Source organism: Sphingomonas sp., assembly GCF_026460985.1.
GTDB lineage: Bacteria > Pseudomonadota > Alphaproteobacteria > Sphingomonadales > Sphingomonadaceae > Sphingomonas.
This window is the reverse complement of sequence record NZ_JAPKNM010000104.1, coordinates 1-20,187: the sequence shown is the minus strand read 5'-3', so window position 1 is coordinate 20,187 and position 20,187 is coordinate 1. Positions and strand designations below refer to the sequence as shown.

At 66.7% G+C, this 20,187-nt stretch carries 14 protein-coding genes; 10 read left to right on the top strand and 4 right to left on the bottom strand.

Annotated elements, in window-relative coordinates; translation table 11 throughout:
* Positions 1-217: 217 nt before the first annotated feature.
* Positions 218-2,980 (bottom strand): TonB-dependent receptor, encoded by a 2,763-nt coding sequence (locus MT490_RS17285; protein ID WP_297390503.1) that lies wholly within the window; start codon positions 2,978-2,980, stop codon positions 218-220.
* 155 nt (positions 2,981-3,135) lie between these two features.
* On the opposite strand from MT490_RS17285, the gene MT490_RS17280 reads away from it, so the two are divergent.
* From MT490_RS17280 to MT490_RS17260, 5 genes are all read left to right on the top strand, one after another.
* Positions 3,136-3,354 carry a hypothetical protein gene (locus tag MT490_RS17280; RefSeq protein ID WP_297390500.1) on the top strand — a complete coding sequence of 73 codons (219 nt, stop codon included), beginning with the start codon at positions 3,136-3,138 and terminating at the stop codon, positions 3,352-3,354.
* A gap of 125 nt (positions 3,355-3,479) precedes the next feature.
* The gene (locus MT490_RS17275) at positions 3,480-5,864 is read left to right on the top strand and encodes a glycoside hydrolase family 127 protein (protein ID WP_297390498.1); all 2,385 of its coding nucleotides are present in this window, start codon (positions 3,480-3,482) and stop codon (positions 5,862-5,864) included.
* Positions 5,865-5,887: 23 nt separating this feature from the next.
* Positions 5,888-6,883 (top strand): Ldh family oxidoreductase, encoded by a 996-nt coding sequence (locus MT490_RS17270; protein ID WP_297390508.1) that lies wholly within the window; start codon positions 5,888-5,890, stop codon positions 6,881-6,883.
* Positions 6,884-6,933: 50 nt separating this feature from the next.
* A complete protein-coding gene (locus MT490_RS17265) occupies positions 6,934-8,649 on the top strand; it encodes a DUF885 family protein (protein ID WP_297390506.1) in 1,716 nt (571 codons plus the stop codon).
* A 1-nt stretch (position 8,650) separates the two neighbouring features.
* The gene (locus tag MT490_RS17260; RefSeq protein ID WP_297390496.1) at positions 8,651-10,198 is read left to right on the top strand and encodes a family 43 glycosylhydrolase; all 1,548 of its coding nucleotides are present in this window, start codon (positions 8,651-8,653) and stop codon (positions 10,196-10,198) included.
* 597 nt (positions 10,199-10,795) lie between these two features.
* On the opposite strand, the gene MT490_RS17255 is transcribed toward MT490_RS17260, so the two are convergent.
* Genes MT490_RS17255 through MT490_RS17245 form a run of 3 tightly spaced genes read right to left on the bottom strand, consistent with a single transcriptional unit; the run spans position 10,796 to position 14,114 of the window.
* Positions 10,796-11,662: a glycoside hydrolase gene (locus MT490_RS17255; protein ID WP_297390495.1), complete on the bottom strand. Its 867-nt coding sequence runs from the start codon at positions 11,660-11,662 to the stop codon at positions 10,796-10,798.
* A complete protein-coding gene (locus MT490_RS17250; RefSeq protein WP_297390493.1) occupies positions 11,659-12,837 on the bottom strand; it encodes a Xaa-Pro peptidase family protein in 1,179 nt (392 codons plus the stop codon). Before MT490_RS17250 ends, MT490_RS17255 begins: the two co-directional genes overlap by 4 nt.
* On the bottom strand, positions 12,834-14,114 hold the full coding sequence (locus tag MT490_RS17245; protein WP_363321765.1) for an FAD-binding oxidoreductase: 1,281 nt from the start codon (positions 14,112-14,114) through the stop codon (positions 12,834-12,836). The genes MT490_RS17250 and MT490_RS17245 overlap by 4 nt, the downstream gene beginning before the upstream one ends.
* Positions 14,115-14,135: 21 nt before the next feature.
* Between MT490_RS17245 and MT490_RS17240 the strand changes: the two genes are divergently transcribed.
* From MT490_RS17240 to MT490_RS17220, 5 genes are all read left to right on the top strand, one after another.
* Positions 14,136-15,050 (top strand): dihydrodipicolinate synthase family protein, encoded by a 915-nt coding sequence (locus tag MT490_RS17240; protein WP_363321764.1) that lies wholly within the window; start codon positions 14,136-14,138, stop codon positions 15,048-15,050.
* Between the two features lie 8 nt (positions 15,051-15,058).
* Positions 15,059-16,057 carry a 4-hydroxyproline epimerase gene (locus tag MT490_RS17235; protein ID WP_297390489.1) on the top strand — a complete coding sequence of 333 codons (999 nt, stop codon included), beginning with the start codon at positions 15,059-15,061 and terminating at the stop codon, positions 16,055-16,057.
* 73 nt (positions 16,058-16,130) lie between these two features.
* Positions 16,131-16,781 (top strand): GntR family transcriptional regulator, encoded by a 651-nt coding sequence (locus MT490_RS17230; protein ID WP_297390487.1) that lies wholly within the window; start codon positions 16,131-16,133, stop codon positions 16,779-16,781.
* 23 nt (positions 16,782-16,804) lie between these two features.
* Positions 16,805-18,220 (top strand): amino acid permease, encoded by a 1,416-nt coding sequence (locus tag MT490_RS17225; protein WP_297390485.1) that lies wholly within the window; start codon positions 16,805-16,807, stop codon positions 18,218-18,220.
* A 314-nt stretch (positions 18,221-18,534) separates the two neighbouring features.
* Positions 18,535-20,046: a glycoside hydrolase family 27 protein gene (locus MT490_RS17220; protein ID WP_297390483.1), complete on the top strand. Its 1,512-nt coding sequence runs from the start codon at positions 18,535-18,537 to the stop codon at positions 20,044-20,046.
* The last annotated feature ends 141 nt before the right edge of the window (positions 20,047-20,187 follow it).

Genomic DNA, 20,187 nt, shown 5'->3' with positions numbered 1-20,187 from the left:
CATGGCCTGTGGGACGCCATCGGCCGCATCATCGATCTCTACTCGCCGCAGGAGTGCGCCAATTACTTCGCTAGCGCCGGGTACGATGCAGAATGATCGGAAAACGCTCTAGAATCTTCGAGCCGGGGCGTCGAGCCCTCGGTATCCTCCTTGCCCCAAAAGAAACGAGCCGCGGCAGGATTGCCGCGGCCCGTGGTCTTTTCGTTCGGGTCTGCGATCAGAAGCGGAAGCGAGCGCTCGCCTGGACGGTGCGTCCGAGGGTGCGAACGCCGAGCGGCAGGAGCCGGTCCTGGCCGTGGTAGCGATAGACGTCGTCGCCGAGCAGGTTGCCGCCTTCCAGTGACAGGGTCAGGAACTTCCATGGCGTCACGTTGATCGCCGCGTCGAGACGCTGGGTGGCGTCCTGATAGGGCGAATATTCGGGATTCTCCCACCAGATCCCCATGCGATAGCTGGAGCGGTAGTTGTACGCGACGCGAGCGCTGAAGGTCGGAGTGTCGTAATAGAGCGCCGCGTTTGCGGTCCACTTCGAGGTGTTCGGGGAATCGAAGGCGCCCGGGAAGTCCTCGGGATACGGATATTCGATCCGGGCCTTGCCGATATAGCTGGCGTTCACGCTGGCGCCGAAATTGCGCCAGAAGCCCGGCAGGAAATCGAAGAAGGTCTGTGCCGCGAACTCGACGCCCGCGAAGGTGCCGTCGCCGGCATTGCGGAGCTGCTCGACGAAGCCGATACCGGGCAGACCATAGGGCGCAAGGTTCTCTTCCTCGCGACTGTAATAGAGGAAGCCGGTCACCTTCTTGTAATAGCCGGTCAGCGTCACCGCACCGCCACGTCCGAAATAATATTCGAGGCTGGCGTTGAAGCTCTCCTCCTCCTGCGCCTTGAGATCCGGGTTACCCGCGAAGACGATGACCGGATTGGCGCGCGTCTCGAGATAGGCGAAGGGACGCGTGTCGTAGAAGTTGGGGCGCTGCACATTGGTGCTGTACGACAGGCGCAGCTGCACCTTCGGCGTGAAGTGCAGGATCGCCGAGGCGGTGGGCAGCACGTCGGTATAGTTGCCCTTGCCGAACGAGCGCTCGATAATGTCCTGGAAGCCGTTGGCGGCGTTGCCGGGGCGATAATTGTAGCTCTCGATCGAGCCCCAGGTATTGCTGTAGCGGACGCCAACCACGCCATCGACCGGGAAGCCCATGTCGAACGCGTAGTTCACCTGCGCATAGCCGGAGAACACGTTCTCGACCGAATCCCAGGTCTGGCCGAGATCCCCGAGCGGCATCTCGCTCGCGAAGCGCGCGGCATTGCCGGGATCATTGGTCTGGATATAGGCGCGGATCGCGTCGATATTGTCGTACATTACGACGCCCGGCACCCGGTACCACGCCGTTCCGCCGGCATTCCCGATCGACGGCGCGATCAACCCCGCCTGATCGGCGCCGGGGAAGCCCGAGAGCGGCGCCATCTGGCCGCCGATGCGCGGAAAGCCGTCGCGATAACCGTAATAACGCGTGGTATCGCGCTTGTTGTAGCGCGCGCCGACCTGGAGCGTGCGGAGCAGCGAGGCATCGCTGAGCTTGAGAGTCAGATCTACCTGCCCGGCGAGTTCCTTGTTGTGCGACTTGCCTGCGCGATCCTGGAAGCGATCAACGCCATAGTTGGCGATGTTGCTGAGATCCGTTGCCCCAAAGTTGATCGAAGGAACGCCACCCGGATATTCGTCGGAGTCGAAGTCTACGTTGACCGACGTCTGGTTGCGCAGGCGCAGGATCTGCTGGACGTTGTAGTCGTTGCTGTCCGACCAGTTATACTGGGCGCTCGCGTTGATCTGCGCGCGCTCGCTGCGCCAATGCATTTCGAAGTTGCTGGTGTAAAGATCGTTGTCGAACGCGTTGTACATGCTCTCGAAGCCGGCGGGTACGCCGTTCGGGTTGTTCTCGGTCAGCGAGCGGATGGTACGGCCGTCATCTCCGACGACAATGTTGCTGAGCGTCGATCCATATTCGCGGGCCTGGACGTACATGCGATCGATCGTGCGACGTTCGCGCGAGCCGAGGTAGCCGCCCTCGAGCACGAAATCGAGATTGTCGTTGACGCGCCATTGCCCGACGACGTTGATCGAAGGGCGTTCGTAATAGCCGCTCTCGGTGCCAACATAAGCGCGATAGGGGATCACGACGTTCTGCAGATTCGCGGGCAGCGAAGCCAGGGGGGAATTGGGGTCGCCCTGACAGCACGGGATCGAGGGCGATTCGCTCTCGATGTAATTTTCGAGATAATAGCCCTTGGTCCAGGAGGCGTTGACGAGGAAGCCGATCTCGCCGATCCCGGTATCGAACCGATCGGCCACCAGGATGCTGGCATAGGGGCTGACCTTCTCGGAAATGTCGTCATAGACGCCGCGAATGCTTCCCGCGACGGTCAGTCCCTTGGCCAGGTCGAGCGGACGGCGTAGCTCGACATTCACCGTTCCGGCGATGCCGCCTTCGACCTGGTCGGCGGTGCGGGTCTTGTAGACATCGACCGACTTGAGCAGCTCGGCCGGGATGTCGGCGAGGTTCAGCGAGCGGCCTTCGCCCAGATTGGTCTGGTTGCCGTTGACCGTCGTCTGGATCTCGCTGAGACCGCGGATGGTGACGCTCTGTCCCTGGCCGCGCGCGCGTTCGATCTGGACGCCGGTGACGCGCGAGAGCGCCTCGGGCACGTTGTTGTCGGGCAGCTTGCCGACGTCTTCCGAAACCACCGAATCGACGATCTGCTTGGCATTGCGCTTCATGTTGGCCGCGCTCTCGACGCTGCCGCGGATACCGACGACGACGACCGTCTCCGTGCCCGTCTGATCGGCGGTCTCCGCGCTGCCGTCGGAAGCCTCGGTCTGGTCGGTCTGTTGAGCGGAAGCGACGCCGGGCACCATCAATGCCGCGGCGGAAACGGTCGTGAGCGCGGTGGCCCAGAACGCATTTCGAGCGAACGTCTTCATATCCAACTCCCCCAGTTCGATTGCTAACCCGATATAACCGTACTTTATATCGTATACCATATATGTGGGAGGAATGTTGTCAAGCGGATGAAATATCCGCAGTGTCTCAATCGCTTCCGACCCGTTCAGGCCAGAACCGCACTTGGAGAACCAGTATGGAATCCAGCGTGAGGAGACTTTTCGAGCGCTATGCGCGCGTCTTCAACCGGTCCCTGGGCGGCGACATGGATATGGATGCGGTCGCGGCGCTCTATGCGTCCGAGTTCATCGCGGCTTCTCCCGCTGGGGTGGTGACCGGGAAAAACGACGGGCAGCTCGAGCAGGTCATGATGCAGGGCCATGCGCGCTATCGGGCGATGAGGAGACGTTGCTGAGGCAGCACGGCATCCTCTGAAGCCTGCTTCCGGGGTTGGGGTGCCCGCGGCGGCCCGGTGCAAGCTTCCCGATTGACGACCCCGAACCTCCCCGATAAATCGTATACCGTATTCAGGAGATCGAGATGCCGATGATGCGTGCCTCCCGCCGGGAACTGATGTTCGGTGCTGCCGTGCTGGCGATGGGGGCGCAGTCGGGGATCGCACGCGCCGCAGCGGCGGCGGGGTTCGCGCCCAAGGGCGTCAAACCGCTGCCGCTCGCCTCGGTCCGGCTGCGGCCATCGGATTATGCCACCGCGGTGGAGGTCAACCGGAAGTATCTCCACCGGCTGAGTCCCGACCGGCTGCTCCATAATTTCCGCAAATATGCCGGGCTCGCGCCCAAGGCGGAGATCTATGGCGGGTGGGAGAGCGACACGATCGCCGGGCATACGCTTGGCCACTACATGACCGCTTTGGTGCTGATGTGGCAGCAGACCGGCGATGCCGAGATGCGCCTCCGCGCCGACTATATCGTCGACGAGCTCGCCGAAGCGCAGGCGAAGCGCGGCACCGGTTACGTCGGCGCGCTGGGCCGCAAGCGCAAGGACGGCACCGTCGTCGACGGCGAGGAGATCTTCGGCGAAGTGATGAAGGGCGAGATCAAGTCCGGCGGGTTCGATCTCAACGGCTCCTGGTCGCCGCTCTATACGGTGCACAAGCTCTTCGCCGGGCTGCTCGACGTCCATGGCGCATGGGGCAACAAAAAGGCGCTGACGGTCGTCGAAGGGCTGGGTGGCTATTTCGAGCGCGTGTTCGCCGCGCTCACCCCCGCGCAGGTGCAGGAAGTGCTCGGCTGCGAATATGGCGGGCTCAACGAGAGCTATGCCGAGATGCACCAGCGCACCGGCAACCCGCGCTGGCTCAAGATGGCCGAGCTGCTGTACGACAACCGCGTGCTCGATCCGCTGAGCAACCGCGAGGACAAGCTCGCCAATTTCCACGCCAACACCCAGGTGCCCAAGCTGATCGGGCTGGCGCGCCTCTACGACATCACCGGCAACGAGAAGCGCCGGACCGCGGCGACCTTCTTCTGGGAGCGGGTGACGCAGCATCACAGCTACGTCATCGGCGGCAATGCCGATCGCGAGTATTTCTTCACGCCCGACACGGTCGCCGATCACATCACCGAGCAGACCTGCGAGCATTGCAACACCTACAACATGCTCAAGCTGACCCGGCACCTCTATGGCTGGCAGCCCGACGGGGCGCTGTTCGATTTCTACGAGCGCGCGCATCTCAACCATGTGATGTCGGCGCAGGACCCGGCGACGGGCGGCTTCACCTACATGACGCCGCTGATGACCGGCAGCGAGCGCGGCTATTCGACGGTGGACGACGATGCCTTCTGGTGCTGCGTCGGCAGCGGCATGGAGGTCCATGCCAAGCACGGCGAGTCGATCTTCTGGGAAGACGATGCCGGCGGGCTGATCGTCAATCTCTACATCCCCGCCGATGCCAGCTGGGCGAAGCGCAATGCGGCGCTGACGCTGGAGACCAACTATCCGTTCGCGCCGGAGTCCACGCTGACCTTCACCAAGGTCAAGGCAGGGCGCTTCCCGGTTGCGCTGCGCGTGCCCGGCTGGGCGGCGGGCAAGGCGGTGGTGACGGTCAACGGCCAGCCGGCACAGCCCGTTTTCGAGCGCGGCTATGCCGTGGTCGACCGGCGCTGGAAGGCGGGCGACAAGGTCTCGATCGCCCTGCCGCTCGACCTGCGGATCGAAAGCGCGCCGGGGGACGCGAACACGATCGCGGTGCTCAGCGGGCCGATGGTGCTCGCCGCCGATCTGGGGCCGAAGGACGTGAAGTGGGAGCAGGCCGATCCGGCGCTGGTCGGTGCCGATCTGCTCGCGGCATTCAGCCCCGCCGATGCATCGAAGGGTATCTTCAACACGCGTGGGGTGGTGCGTCCGGCCGATCTGCAGTTCGTGCCTTTCTACCGCCAGTACAACCGGCGCAGCGCGACTTATTTCAAGCGCTTCTCGGAAAGCGCCTGGGCGGCCGAGGAAAAGGCGTTCCTCGCCGAGCAGGCGCGATTGAAGGATATCGCCGCGCGCTCGGTCGACGTGATGTTCCTCGGCGAGATGCAGCCCGAGCGCGACCATAATCTCACGTCCGACATCTCCTATCCGGTCACCTATCGCGGCCGGCAGGGACGCGATGCGCGTTCGGGCGGGTTCATCGAGTTCTCGCTCAAACCCAAGGATGGCCCGCTGATCCTCCAGGCGACCTATTGGGGCGGTGAGCGCAAGCGCAATTTCGACATCCTCGTCGACAATGTGAAGATCGCCACCCAGACGCTCGACAACGACAAGCCGGGCAAGTTCTTCGATGTCGAATATCCGCTTCCCGAGGCGTTGACCAAGGGCAAGAAGGAAGTGCGCGTGCGGATCGTGCCGCATGATCGGAGCACCGCCGGCCCGATCTTCGGGGTGCGGCTGTTCACCGCCAAGCCGGGCGCGAAGATTTGAGCGAGGCCGCGGCCGGCGTCGCGATGACGCTCGACGCATTGCGCTCGCTCGCTCGCGCCAAGCTGCGCGCGGCGGGGCTGGCCGGCGAGCATGCCGATGCGGTGGCCGAGACGATGGTCGCGGGCGAGCGCGACGGTTGCGCGAGCCACGGCATCTACCGGCTGCTCGTCGCCGATCGCAGCATCCGCGCGGGCGTAGTGGTGTCCGATGCGGTGCCACGGGTCTCCGAGCCGAAGGCGGGGTTGGTGCAGGTCGATGGCGGCGGCGGCTTCGCGCAGCTTGCCTTCGCGCGTGGCGCGCCGTTGCTCATCGAGAAGGCGCGCGCCAACGGCATTTCGGCGCTGGCGCTCAATAACGTCGTGCATTTCGCCGCGCTCTGGCCCGAGGTCGAGGCTTTGGCCGGGCAGGGGCTGGTCGCACTGGCCTTCACCCCAAGCCACGCCTGGGTCGCGCCGGCGGGCGGGACGAAGCCCGTGTTCGGGACCAATCCGATCGCGTTCGGCTGGCCGCGGCCGGGACGCGAGCCCTTCGTGTTCGACTTCGCGACCAGCGCAGTCGCGCGCGGCGAGATCGAGCTGCACCGGCGCGAAGGCCGGGCGGTGCCGGAGGATTGGGGCTATGACGCCGAGGGCCGGGGCACCACCGAGGCCGAGGCGGTGCTGAACGGTGCGATGCGGACCTTTGGCGGGCACAAGGGCTCGGCGCTCGCGGCGATGGTCGAGTTGCTAGCCGGGCCGCTGATCGGCGACATGACCAGCGCGGAATCGATCGCGGCCGACAAAGGGCGCGGCGGATCGCCGATCGGTGGCGAGTTGATCCTCGCTATCGATCCGGCGGGGTTTCTGGGCGCGGCGGTGCAAGCGCATCTGACTCGCGCCGAGGCGATGTTCGCGGCGATCGAAGGGCAGGGCGCGCGGCTGCCCTCCCAGCGGCGCTACGCCGCGCGGGCACGCAGCCTGGCGGAAGGCGTGACCATCCCCGCGGCTTTATATGCGGACATCATGGCGATCGGAGTTTGAGCGTGGGGACATGGCGTAGCGCGGCATTGGTGCTGGCGGGCGTAGCGGTGATGGCGACGGCGGCCGATGCGGGCATTCCCCGCGGTGCCGCCGATGCGCAACTGCGCAAGCTCTACACCGAGGAATATGCGTGGCGGCAGCGCCAGCAGGCGCCCAACGAAGACAGCCCCAAGGACCAGAAGCTCGGTCTGCCCGATATCGGCCCCGCGGCGCAGGCCGAAAGGCTGGCGCGCTGGACGGCGACGCTCGCCGCGCTGGGCAAGATCGATCCGGCGAAGCTCTCGCCCGCCGAGCGCGTCAATTACGCGGTGTTCAAGGGCCAGATCGAGGCGCTGCTGAACGAGCAGAAGTTCCGCGATTACGAGAAGCCGCTCAACGCCGATTCGAGCTTCTGGGGCGATCTCGCCGAAAGCGCGCGCGGCGATTTCGTGCGCGAGGAGGATTATCGCCGCTACCTCGCCACGCTGCGCGACGTGCCGCGCTATTTCGATCAGCAGATCGAGAACATGCGGGCGGGGCTCAAGCGCGGCTTCACGCCGTCGCGGATAACGCTGCAGGGGCGCGATGCCGGGGTGGCCAAGGTCGCCGAGGCGAAGTCGCCGGCGGACTCGCCCTTCTTCGCGCCCTTCGCCAAATTCCCTGCGGGCATGCCGGCGGAGACGCAGGCGCGGTTGCGCGCCGAGGGCGAGGCGGCGATCCGCGAGGCGGTGGTGCCGGCGCATGCGAAGCTGCTGCGCTTTCTCCGGGAGGAATATATTCCCGGCGCACGGACGGCGCTCGCGGCCTATGATCTTCCCGACGGGCGGGCTTATTATCAATCCAAGGTCGCCGAATATACGACGCTCGACCAGACGCCGGAGCAGGTCCATGCGATCGGGCTCGCCGAAGTCGCCAAGATCCGCGCGCGGATGCACGACGTGATGCAGCAAGTGGGGTTCAAGGGCGACCTTGCCGCCTTCCTCAAGTTCCTGCGCACCGATCCGCAATTCTATGCGAAGACCCCGCAGGCGTTGCTCGACCGGGGGGCGTGGATAGCGAAGACGTTCGACGGCAAGGCTTCGAAATATTTCGGCCGGTTGCCGCGCAGCCGCTTCGCGATCATCCCGGTGCCCGACGATATCGCGCCCTTCTACACCGGCGGGCGCGGCGGGCCGGGCGTGTACCTGATCAACACGTACAATCTGCCCGCGCGGCCGCTCTATTCGCTGCCGGCGCTGACCTTGCACGAGAGCGCGCCGGGCCATGCCTTCCAGATGCCGCTCGCGGCCGAGAACAAGGACCTGCCGGCCTTCCGTCGCGACACCTATCTCTCGGCCTATGGCGAGGGCTGGGCGCTCTACAGCGAGGCGCTGGGCGAGGAGATGGGGATGTACACCACGCCCTATGAGGTCTTCGGCATGCTCTCCTACCAGATGTGGCGCGCGGCGCGGCTCGTGGTCGACACCGGCATCCACAGCAAGGGCTGGACGCGCGAACAGGCGCAGCAATTCCTGCTCGACAACACCGCGCTCGCCAAGCACGAGATCGAGACCGAGGTGGATCGCTACATCGCCTGGCCGGGCCAAGCGCTCAGCTATTATACCGGCGAGCTGGCGATCCTGAACGCCCGCGCCCGCGCCGAGAAGGCGCTGGGGCCGAAGTTCAACATCCGCGCCTTCCACGACGCCATCCTCGCGCTGGGCTCGGTGCCGCTGCCCGAGATCGACCGGCGCGTCGACCAGCTCATCGCCGAGGGCGGCAAGGGCCCCTATCCGGACGAGGAATGAGATGAAGCACCTGCCCCTGCTTGCGCTGCTTGCGGCGTTGCCCAATGCCGCCTGCGCCCAGACCGCCCCCGAGACGGTGACCGCGAAGGGCAACCCGATCCTCGCCGACGGCCGCTTCTACACCACCGACCCGGCGCCTTTGGTCGACGGCGACACGCTCTACATCCTCACCGGGCGCGACGTGGCGGATCCCGAGGTCAACGACTTCATCATGCCCGAATGGCAATTGCTGTCGACGCAAGATCCCGCGTCGGGCAAATGGCAGCACACCCCCGGCTTCATCCGCCCCGAGAACGTCTTCGCCTGGGCCGAGCCGGCGCGCGCCTATGCCGGGCAGATCGTCAAGGGCGCGGACGGGCGCTTCTATTTCTACGCGCCGGTGCTCGAGAAGAACAGCGATGCGAAGGACCGGTTCGCGATCGGCGTGGCGGTGGCGGACAGCGTGCGCGGGCCGTGGAAGGACGCGCATCCGGCAGGGCCGATCATCTCGCAGAAGGTGCCGGTCGCCAATGACATCCAGAATATCGACCCGACCGTGCTGCTCGACGACGACGGCCGGGTGTATCTCTATTGGGGCACGTTCGGACGCATCCTCGGCATCGAGCTCGAACGCGACATGGTCACCCCCAAGGGTCCCGAGCGCAGGATCGAGGGACTGACCGGCTTCTTCGAGGCGCCGTGGGTCCTGAAGCGCAAGCAGGTCTATTACATGCTCTACGCCGGCAACAAGGCGGGGCCGGACAGCGACTGCACCCCCGCGGTCTATCATGCCTGCCAGGCGTACGGCACCGCTACTTCACCGCTCGGGCCCTGGACCTATCGCGGCGTCGCGCTGCGCCCGGTCTCCTCGACCACCTCGCATGCCGGAATCGTCGAATTCAAGGGCAAGTGGTACATGGCCTATCACACCGCCGACGCCATCGGCGGCGGGCATTTCCGTCGCAGCGTCGCGATCGACCGGGTCGAATGGGACGACAGCGTCTCGCCCGCGGCGATCAAGCCCGTGGTGCCGACCCGCGCGCCGCAGCCCGCGCCGGCGGCCACGCGCAACATCGCGGGGTCGGCCCGGGCGGTGTCGTCGAACGCGGTGCCGGTGCAATATTGGATCGCCGCGCTCAACGACGGCAAGGTGCGCGCCAACCCGCTGCCGCCCGAGATGTGGGGCACCTGGACCGGCAACAACCCCAAGCAGGCCTGGATCGAGTATCGCTGGGCCAAGCCGGTGACGATCGACGGATCGCGGATCCAGTTCTTCGCAGATCAGCCGGCGGGATCGGGGATCGGCGTCGCGCCGCCTGCCGCGTGGCACCTCGAATATTGGGACGGCGGGTGGAAGCCGGTAGCCGCTACCTATGGGACCGTGCCCGGGGCATTTCAGGAGGTCCACTTCGCGCCAGTGACCACGCGCTGCCTGCGCGCGGTGTTCGATGCTTCGGGCAGCGGTCCCTATGCCGGTGTCGGCGTGCAGGAATGGGAAGTGCTCGCGCCGCGGCCCCGCATGCCCGCGGCGGCGCCCAGCGCGGCGGTGCCGGCCTGCGGGCAAGGCTAGGGCGTATCGACATTCAGCCTTCTTTATCCTCCCCCGCCAGGGGGAGGTGTCAGCCATAGGCTGACGGAGGGGGCGGAACCACTGTGCTCAATTGGAGAGTGCGCTGCCTACCTCCCCCTCCGACGCCTTCGGCGCCACCTCCCCCTGGCGGGGGAGGATTGAAAGTCCTCGCCCGCCTGAATGTTGATACGACCTAGTTCCGGATAGTCGCTCGCGACCAAATTGACTCGCCAGCGGCTTCTGCGGGCAGATGGGATTTGCTAAGTTATTGGTTTAAGAGCTTTGTGGTGGTCGACGCCGTTGACTCATGCGGCTTCCTCGCACCCGCAACGCGACCCCCGCGCGACCCCCGCGCGACCCCCGCGCGACCCCCGCGCGACCCCCGCGCGACACCCGCGCGACACCTGGCACCGGTTACGCGCCACAGAGGCCACATACGCGCGTCGCGCAGGTTGACCGAATATTGGTGTTGATCGATCCGACGATGGCAAAGAGCGAGTGACGGCAGGGCCGGCTGCCCGAGGCAAGCAGACGAAATCCTACATTTCAAGACCGGCATCCGCGGAAGCGGCGTGGAGGCGGCGTGGAAGCGAGCGCTCAGCAGACCTCCGCGGTGCTCGCCGGCAACGGCCCCGGCGGGACGCGTGCCGGATGGTTGTAGAAGGGATCGCCGCGCAACCGGTGCCGCTCGCCATAGACCGCGCGGAGCACCCCGGCGAGCGCAGGGTCGTGCCGCGCGAGATCGGCGTCGGAGAGGATGCGCATCCCGTCGACCACCGCGAGCTTGTTCGAATTGAACCAGAACTGCGTGCCCTCGGCCCAATATTCCTGGACCGTGGTCGCGCCATATTCGCCCGTCCACAACCCCTTGTCCTTCGCCATGGCATAGGCGGCCTCGACCCGTGCGTAGAGGCCGGGGTCGACTGTCTCCACCGCATAGAGGATCGCGTGCGAGAATTCGTGGACGAGGATCGTCTCGCCATAATATTTGGTGCCGGGGATCGCGAGCAGGTTCTCGGTCGCGGCGCTGGTCAGCAGCCCGCCCATGCCCCGCGCGCGGCGACCCCAATATTCGCGATCGGTGAGCCTGCCGATCCGCTCGTCATAGAGCTTGCGTTCGCAACGGGTGAGCCGCGGATCGTCGATCGCCGGCTTCTTCCAGTCGCGCTGCTCGGGAACGTCGAGTGTCTGCTCGTCGACGCCCATCACCATCACCCGCTGCCCCGAAGCGACCAGCGCACGCGCCAGATCGGGACGATGCGCGAGCATCTCGACGATCAGCTGCCGGGCGATGCGTAGCGCCTTGTCGGGCACGGCAGTCGAGGCGGACACCGGGATTCCGCGCGCGTCGAGCGACTTGGCGTAGAAGGGATCGAGCTTCAGGACGGCCGGCGGCGGACCGATGGGGCCGGCGCACGAGGCGAGGGTAGCGGCGCCAAGCAAAAGCGCGACGGCGCGTTTCATGCAAAGGGCCGATCGAGCGCATGCTGCGGCTCGGTGAACCACGCGGCGCCGGTGTCGGTCACATACATATGATCCTCGAGCCGGATGCCGTAGCGATCGGGTATGACGATCATCGGCTCGTTCGAGAAGCACATGCCGGGCTGGAGCGGGGTGCGATCGCCGCGGACGAGATAGGCGGGCTCGTGGATCGCCAACCCGATACCATGCCCGGTACGGTGCGGCAGGCCGGGGAGGCGATAATCGGGCCCGAGGCCGGCCCTTTCGAGCACGGCGCGTGCGGCGGCATCGACGCTCTCGCAGGGCTCACCGGGACGCACAGCGTCGAAAGCGGCGGCCTGCGCTTCCTTTTCCAGCGCCCAGTATGCGCGGACATCGTCGGCCACCGTGCCGAACGCATAGGTGCGCGTGATGTCCGAATGATAGCCTTCGATCGTGCAGCCGGTGTCGATCAGGACCAATTGCCCCTCCTCCAGCTGCTGGTCGCCGGGAAGCCCGTGCGGGTAGGCGGTGGCCCTGCCGAACTGCACCGCGCAGAAGCTGGACCCGCTCGCGCCGAGCGCGCGGTGCGCATCGTCGATGAAGCGCTTGACCGTGCTCGCGCGGATGCCGGGGGCGAGGATGCGCGCGGCCCTACGGTGCACTTCCAGCGTCATCTGCTTCGCCTGCCGCATCAGCGCCAGTTCGGCGGGCGACTTGACCATGCGACAGCCGTCGATCGCCGGCGCGCCCGACGTCAGTTCGAAGCTTCCGGCGAGCCGCTGGCTCCACAGGAAGGGCAGGAGCGGGTCGACGGCGAGCACCGCGCCCGGGCGCAGCGCGTCCTTGATCAGCGCGACAGGGTCCTCGTCCTCTTCCCACAGGAGGATATCCACGTCGATCTCGAGCTCGGCCTGCAGCGATCCCAGTTCGAAGGTCGGGCAGACGATCAACGGCTTGCCCGCCGGGAGAAGCAGCATGGCGACGAGGCGCTCGGTCGGCTGCCACCGCACGCCGCTGAAATAGCGCAGGCTCGGCCCGGCATTGACCAGCAGCGCGTCGGCGCCGATTTCCGCCATTCGATCGCGTGCGCGGTCCAGCCGCTGGCCGCGCTCGGTCGCGCCGATCGCCGGTGCCGGCGCATGCCATGGCGAGAGACCCGCCAGCTCCGCCTCGATCGTCGAGCCTCCGATGCTCATGCGCGTCCTCCTTTTCCACCAAATCTTTCGAGATCGAACGGAGCGAGATCCAGGTCCGGCTCGCTGTCGCTGGCTAATGCGGTGACGAGCTCCGCCGTCAGCGGCGCCAGCGTGAGGCCTAGATGCTGATGCCCGAAAGCGTAGAGCAGATTGGTCGCGCGCCGCGACCGGCCGATCGCCGGGAGATAGTCGGGCAGGGTGGGACGTGCGCCCATCCAGCGCGTGAACGGCCCATGGAGCGGAAGGCCCAATGCGGCCACATGCGCCTCCAGCCGCTGCCATTTGCGCGGGTCGGGCGGGGCGTCGGGCACGTTGAGCTCGACGAAGCTCGCGGCCTGTACCGTATCGGCATAGCGCGTGACGATCATCGAGCGGTCCTCGAACACGATCGGCGGCATGTCGGCGGGCCATCCCGAGGCCGCTGCCCGGATATGGTAGCCGCGCTCGGCGATCAGCGGGGCGCGATGTCCGACACTTTCGACGAGCGGCTTGCTGGCGACGCCTGCCGTGACCAGCACCAGATCCGCCTCGTGCCTCGGCACGATCGCGCGGCCGTGCTGGACCAGGACGCTCCCGCGTTCGCGCACGATCCCGCCGCCATGCCGCATCACATCGCGCTCGAGCGCGTCGGCGAGGCGGTCGAGGTCCGCGACCTGGCCGGTGCCGGTGAAGCGCACGGCACCGGCGATATCGATCCCGGTGAGCGCGGCCAGGCGCCGCAGGTCCTCCGGCGCGGCTTCTTCGAAGCGCGCGGTGCCGGTGTCGGCCAGGGCCAGCGCGGCCTTTCCGGCGGCCGCGGTGCGGGCGCTCTCCCAGGCCACGATATGGCCGTCGGCCTTGACGAGACCATCGGCCGCCCAGGGCGCCCGTTGCCAGGCGGGAAAGGCCTGGGCGAGAAGGCTGCGCAGCGCGTGCTTGCCGGCGCGGAAACGGCTCGGTCGCGACGCCGCGAGGAACTCGATCGCGAACGGCGCCCAGGCGGGAGCGGCGCGAAGGGGCAGGTCGAGCGCGCCTCCCGCGGCGAAGCGCCGTCGCCATGCCGATCGAAGGCTGGAGAAGGATGCCAGCGGTTCGACTTGCTCGCTGGCAATATGTCCCGCATTGCCCCAGGATGCGGCATCGAGTTCGGGCGAGGATTCCAGCACGGTCACGCGATGCCCGGCACGGAGCAGGGCCGATGCGCAACTGAGGCCTATCACGCCTCCTCCAACCACGATGACCCGACCCACATCAACTCCTATTGCAATGCAAAATGGCGTATCGTATACCGTATCCAACTTCAAGAACGGGATAGTTTGATGACGATCGCATGGAAGGGTGTTTTTCCAGCAGTAACGACGCAGTTGCGCGAAGACCTCTCGATAGACCTGGCCGACACGCAGCGCGTCGTCGATGATCTTGTCCGGGACGGCGTGACCGGGGTGATCGCGCTGGGCACCGTCGGCGAGAATAATTCGTTGATGTTCGAAGAGAAAGTATCGGTGCTCTCCGCGATCGTCGAGGTGGTCGACGGCCGCGTGCCGGTGATCACCGGCGTGTCCGAATATGATCTGCGGCGCGCGGCGCGCTATGCCCAGGCGGCCGAGAAAGCGGGCGCCGACGGACTCATGCTGCTCCCTCCGATGGTCTATGTGCCCAAGGAGCAGGAGCTGGTCGCGCACTTCAAGGGCGTGGCGGAGCAGACCAACCTGCCGATCATGCTCTACAACAATCCCCCCGCGTACCGCACGGTGATCGACAGCAACGTGCTGCGGGCGCTGGTGGGCGTCGAGAACATCGTCGCGGTCAAGGAATCGGCGCCCGATACGCGCCGCTTCACCGATTTCCGCAACGAGTTCGGCGATCGCTACGTGTTGTTCGCGGGCCTGGACGATGTGGCGCTCGAGGGCCTGTACCTCGGCGCGCAGGGCTGGGTGTCGGGGCTCACCAATGCCTTTCCGAAGGAGTCGGTCGAGCTGGTCGCCGCCTTCGAGCGCGGCGACCATGCCAAGGCGCTGGAGATCTATCGCTGGTTCATGCCCCTGCTCCACCTCGACGCCGAGCATGACCTCGTCCAGTGCATCAAGCTTGCCGAGCAGGTCATGGGCCGCGGGTCCGAACGCGTGCTTCCGCCGCGATACCCGCTGGAAGGCGCAAGGCGCGCGGAGGTGATCGCGATGGTCGAGAAGGCGGCGGCGACCCGGCCGAGCCTGGCGGTCGCGCAGGCGGCCTGAACCGGGCGATGCGCCACACCTTCTTCTGCATCGACGGCCATACCGCCGGAAATCCGGTCCGGCTGGTGGCGGGCGGCGCGCCGCTGCTGAAGGGTGCGACCATGTCGGAGCGCCGCCAGGATTTCCTGGCGCGCTTCGACTGGATCCGAACCGGCCTCTGCTTCGAGCCGCGCGGGCACGACATGATGTCGGGCGGCTTCCTATATCCGCCGACGCGGGCCGATGCGGATATCGGCATCCTGTTCATCGAGACTTCCGGGTGTCTGCCGATGTGCGGCCACGGCACGATCGGCATCGTCACCTTCGGGCTCGAGCATGGACTGATACAGCCCGCCGAGCCGGGCAAGCTGCGGGTCGAGGTTCCGGCGGGGGTCATCGACATCGCCTATGCGCGCGAAGGCGACAAGGTGACTTCGGTGCGCATCACCAACGTGCCTTCCTATGTCGCGGCGCGCGGGATCGAGGTCGATGTCGACGGCGTCGGCCCGCTCTCGATCGACGTCGCTTATGGCGGCAATTTCTACGCGATCATCGAGCCGCAGGGGGGCTATACCGGGCTCGACGACCTCGGCGCGGCGCGCCTGGTCGAGCTCAGCGGACGCATCCGCGAGGCCGTCCGCGCGCAGTTCGAGCCGGTCCATCCGCTCGACCAGACCATCCGCGGCGTGAGCCATGTCCTGTGGGCCGACAAGCCGCGCGGCGAGGGAGCGGACGGCCGCAACGCCGTCTTCTACGGCGACAAGGCGATCGATCGCAGCCCTTGCGGCACAGGCACCTCGGCGCGGCTGGCGCATCTCGCCGCATCGGGCCGGCTGGGGCAGGGCGATCGCTTCGTGCACGAGAGCTATATCGGCAGCCGCTTCATCGGCCGCGTGGAGCGGACGACGATGCTCGGCGATCAACCGGCGATCATTCCCTCGATCGAGGGATCGGCCATTGCCACGGGCTTCAACACGATCTGGATTGATCGCGCCGACCCGTTCTGGGAAGGGTTCCAGGTCAAGTGATGCGCCCGTCGCATGACCTGCTCGAACAATGTCCGTTCGGGCGTTCGCGGGCGCCCGTCGAAAGGGGGCATGCATGAGCATCGTGGTGCGTACGCTGGCCGAGCGCGTTTTCGAGATCGTCCGGGAGCAGATCGTGACGGGTCGGCTGACCGAGAGCGTCCCGATCCGCCAGGACGCCCTCGCCACCGAGCTGGGGGTCAGCAAGATCCCGCTCCGCGAGGCATTGGCGCGGCTGGAGCATGAGGGCCTGCTGATCAGCCAGGCCAATCGCGGCTATTTCGTCCAGCCCATGTCCGCCGAGCAGGCGGACGAGATCTACGCGCTCCGGCTCACGATCGAGCCGCCCGCGGCGGCCTATGCCGCGACGCGGGCATCGGACGAGGATCGCGCGGCCGCGGTCGACGCCTTCGAGAAATTGGACAGCGCCGCCGCCAGCGACCTTGCCGAGGTCGCTGCGCGCAACCGCCAGTTCCACACGGCGCTGGTCCGTCCCGGCGGACGCCTGCTGACCACGCAGCTGGTCGAGCGGCTGTCGATCCTGTCCGAGCGCTACGTCGTCGCGCACCTGCAGCCCGCCGGCCGCGAGTCGCGCGCGCACAACGAACACAAGGAATTGCTCGACGCCTGGCTGGCGCGCGACGGCGACACGCTGTCGCATCTGCTGGCCCAGCACATCCAGGGCACGCTCGACGATCTGCGGCAGCAGTTCGACGCGACGTCCTGATCGACACAAAGGGGGAGGTCTTCATGTTCGGTCCGCGCAAGTCACTCGAGGCGGTGACGCAGCATTCGGAAGGCCACGCCCTCGCCAAGACGCTCAGCTGGCCGCATCTGATCGCGCTGGGCGTCGGCGCGATCGTCGGCACCGGAATCTACACGCTCACCGGCGTCGGCGCCGAGCGCGCGGGGCCCGCGGTCATCCTCGCCTTCGCGATCGCCGGTGCGGTCTGCGCCTGCGCGGCGCTGGCCTATGCCGAGCTCGCCACGATGATCCCGGCCGCGGGCAGCGCCTATACCTTCAGCTATGCCGCGCTCGGCGAGACCTTCGCCTGGGTGGTGGGCTGGAGCCTGGTCCTCGAATATTCGCTCGCCTGCTCCACCGTCGCGGTCGGCTGGTCGGGCTATCTGGTGGGATGGCTGCAATCGGCGGGGATCCATCTGCCGCCCGAACTGCTGGTGGGGCCGCATGGCGGCGGCATCATCAACCTGCCGGCGGTGGTCGTCGCGCTGAGCGTGATGGGGCTCCTCATCGCGGGCACGCGCGAGAGCGCCACGCTCAACATCGTGCTCGTCATCATCAAGCTCGTCGCGCTTGCCGTGTTCGTCGCCTTCGCGCTGCCCGCGTTCAACGGCGCCAACCTCGAGCCCTTCATGCCCTATGGCTTCGGATCGACCGAGGTCGGCGGCGAGAAGCGGGGCGTGATGGCGGCGGCCGCGATCGTCTTCTTCGCCTTTTACGGGTTCGACGCGGTCGCGACTTCGGCGGAGGAGGCCAAGCGCCCGGGCCGCGACCTGACGATCGGCATTGTCGGCTCGATGCTGGTGTGCACCGTGATCTACATGGCGGTGGCGATCGCCGCAGTCGGCGCTTTGCCCTTCCAGCAGCTGGCCAACTCGCCGGAGCCGCTCGCCTTGGTGCTGCGGAGCCTCGGGGAGCCCGTGGCGGCCCGTCTGATCGCACTCGCCGCGGTGATCGCGCTTCCCTCGGTGATCCTGGTGATGATGTACGGCCAGAGCCGCATCTTCTTCGTGATGGCGCGTGACGGCCTGTTGCCGCGCCGGCTCTCGCTTGTGTCGAAGCGCACCGGCGCGCCGACGCTGATTACTTTGCTCACCGGCCTGTCGATCGCCGGTGTCGCGGGCTTCTTCCGCCTCGACGAGATCGCCGAGCTCGCCAATGCCGGGACCCTGCTCGCCTTCGTCGCGGTGGGCGCGTGCCTGATGGTGCTCCGTCGCCGCGCGCCGGATGCGGTGCGGCTGTTCCGCTGCCCGGCGCCCTATGTCGTCGGCACGCTCGCGATTCTCGGTTGCCTCTATCTGCTGTTCAGCCTGCCGACCTCGACGATCGTCCGGTTCGTCCTGTGGAACCTGGCCGGGCTGGCCATCTACTTCGCCTATAGCCGGCGGGGCAGCGAAGTGCGGCGGGCGCTCGCCGCCGCTTAGGGTCTGTACCCATTACCCGCAATGGCCATGACGGAGCGGATTTTGGCGCACAGGGAGGAATGAGGAGGGAGCGATGCGGTGTCATCGAGACCGACGAATGACGCTGCTGTGCGCCAAAAGCCGCCCGCCGCTTCGCGGTCGCCCGGAGACGCACGCTGGACTGCGTCAGCCCGCTTGCATGGGCCACCAGCCCATGCTGCGCGAGCTTCCTTGCCAGCGCACGTCTCCGGGCGATCCTGGCCGTTGTGGGTAATGGGTACAGACCCTGACCACCGCCTCGTCCACGTCCGTCATTTCTCAAAGGAGTTGCACGCGTGCGAAACCTGATGACCGCGCTCGCCCTAGCGACCTGCCTCGTTCCCGTCAGCGAGGCATTTGCCGACACGCCCTTCGACGGCGTCTGGTTGTTCGACAAGGCCCCGCCGACTCCCGGCGTCACCATGCTCCAGGTCGCCAGCGACGGCGATCGCATCACCGGCACCGTCACCACCAAATGGTACGGCCCGATGACGATGCAGAATGCACGGATCGAGAAGGGGGCGCTGACCTTCGAAGTGCGCAACCTCAACGATCGCGAGCATGCCACGCGGACCTGGACCGTCCGCCGGGCTCCGGGCGGCGTCCAGATGGAAGGGATGCTCTGGTACACGACCGTGAACGTGGACGGCCGGCGCGGCTCGGTGAAGGACGCCGAGGCGCGCGCCTTCCGCTTCGCCGAGCTTCCGCCGCTCGCGCCGGTCGAGCAGGCGCCGCTTGCCCCGACCCCGCCGATGGGCTGGAGCAGCTGGAACAAGTTCGCCGAGAAGATCGACGACAAGACGATCCGCGCGATGGCGGACGCGATGGTCGCCACCGGGCTGCGCGACGCCGGCTATGTCTATGTCAATATCGACGACGGCTGGCAGGGCACGCGCGGGCCCGACGGCCAGATCCGGCCCAACGCCAACTTCCCCGACATGAAGGCGCTAGCGGACTATGTCCATTCGCGCGGGCTCAAGCTGGGCCTTTACAGTTCGCCCGGGCCGCGCACCTGCGCCGGGTTCGAAGGCAGCTACGGTCATGTGCGACAGGATGCCCAGACCTTTGCCGATTGGGGGGTGGACTATCTCAAGTACGATTTGTGCTCGGGAGAATATTTCTACGCCGATGCTGACACGGTGCAGCGCAGCTATGCGGAAATGGGCGCTGCGCTGAAGGCCACGGGGCGGAACATCGTCTACTCGCTGTGCGAATATGGCCGATTCGACGTCGGTGCATGGGGACGCTCGGTGGGCGGGCACCTCTGGCGCACCACGGGCGACATCACCGACGACTATGCGACCATGGCGCGGATCGGCTTCGACAAGAACGGCAATTCCGTGAACACCGGCCCCAACGGCTTCAACGACCCGGACATGCTCGAGGTCGGCAATGGCGGCATGTCCGAGGACGAATACACCACGCACATGACGCTCTGGGCGATGTCGTCCGCGCCGCTGCTGATGGGGCACGACCTGCGGCAGACCCCACCCGCGATGCTGCGCCTGCTCGAGAACCGCGAGGTGATCGCGGTCGACCAGGACGCCAGGGCCATCCAGGGCAAGGCCGTGCGCAAGGACGGGACGCTCGAATGGTGGACCAAGCCCCTCGCCGACGGATCCATGGCGGTGGCGCTGTTCAATCGCGGCACGACCACCGCGAGCATGAACGTGACCGCTGCCGATGCCGGCCTCTCGCGGATCTCGGTCGCGCGCGATCTCTGGCAGGGCCGGGAAGTCGCGCCCGACCAGCTGACCTTCCAAATCGCCCCGCACGGCGCGGTGATGCTGCGCGTCCGCGGCGACTAGGTCGTATCGACATTCAGCCCAAATTTTCCTCTCCCCTTGATAGGGGAGAGGATAGCGAAGCTTGGCAGCTTGCTGCCTAGCGCAGCTTGGAGAGGGGTAGAGCGGAGCGCAGCTCCGCGCGGCTGCTGCGCAGCCGCACCC

Coding starts and splice junctions, on each gene's coding strand:
- MT490_RS17260 (WP_297390496.1), top strand. CDS start 8,651: ATGAAGCACCTGCCCCTGCTTGCGCTGCTTGCGGCGTTGCCCAATGCC.
- MT490_RS17265 (WP_297390506.1), top strand. CDS start 6,934: ATGGCGACGGCGGCCGATGCGGGCATTCCCCGCGGTGCCGCCGATGCG.
- MT490_RS17225 (WP_297390485.1), top strand. CDS start 16,805: ATGTTCGGTCCGCGCAAGTCACTCGAGGCGGTGACGCAGCATTCGGAA.
- MT490_RS17235 (WP_297390489.1), top strand. CDS start 15,059: ATGCGCCACACCTTCTTCTGCATCGACGGCCATACCGCCGGAAATCCG.
- MT490_RS17230 (WP_297390487.1), top strand. CDS start 16,131: ATGAGCATCGTGGTGCGTACGCTGGCCGAGCGCGTTTTCGAGATCGTC.
- MT490_RS17250 (WP_297390493.1), bottom strand. CDS start 12,837: ATGAGCATCGGAGGCTCGACGATCGAGGCGGAGCTGGCGGGTCTCTCG.
- MT490_RS17275 (WP_297390498.1), top strand. CDS start 3,480: ATGCCGATGATGCGTGCCTCCCGCCGGGAACTGATGTTCGGTGCTGCC.
- MT490_RS17280 (WP_297390500.1), top strand. CDS start 3,136: ATGGAATCCAGCGTGAGGAGACTTTTCGAGCGCTATGCGCGCGTCTTC.
- MT490_RS17285 (WP_297390503.1), bottom strand. CDS start 2,980: ATGAAGACGTTCGCTCGAAATGCGTTCTGGGCCACCGCGCTCACGACC.
- MT490_RS17270 (WP_297390508.1), top strand. CDS start 5,888: ATGACGCTCGACGCATTGCGCTCGCTCGCTCGCGCCAAGCTGCGCGCG.
- MT490_RS17255 (WP_297390495.1), bottom strand. CDS start 11,662: ATGAAACGCGCCGTCGCGCTTTTGCTTGGCGCCGCTACCCTCGCCTCG.
- MT490_RS17240 (WP_363321764.1), top strand. CDS start 14,136: ATGACGATCGCATGGAAGGGTGTTTTTCCAGCAGTAACGACGCAGTTG.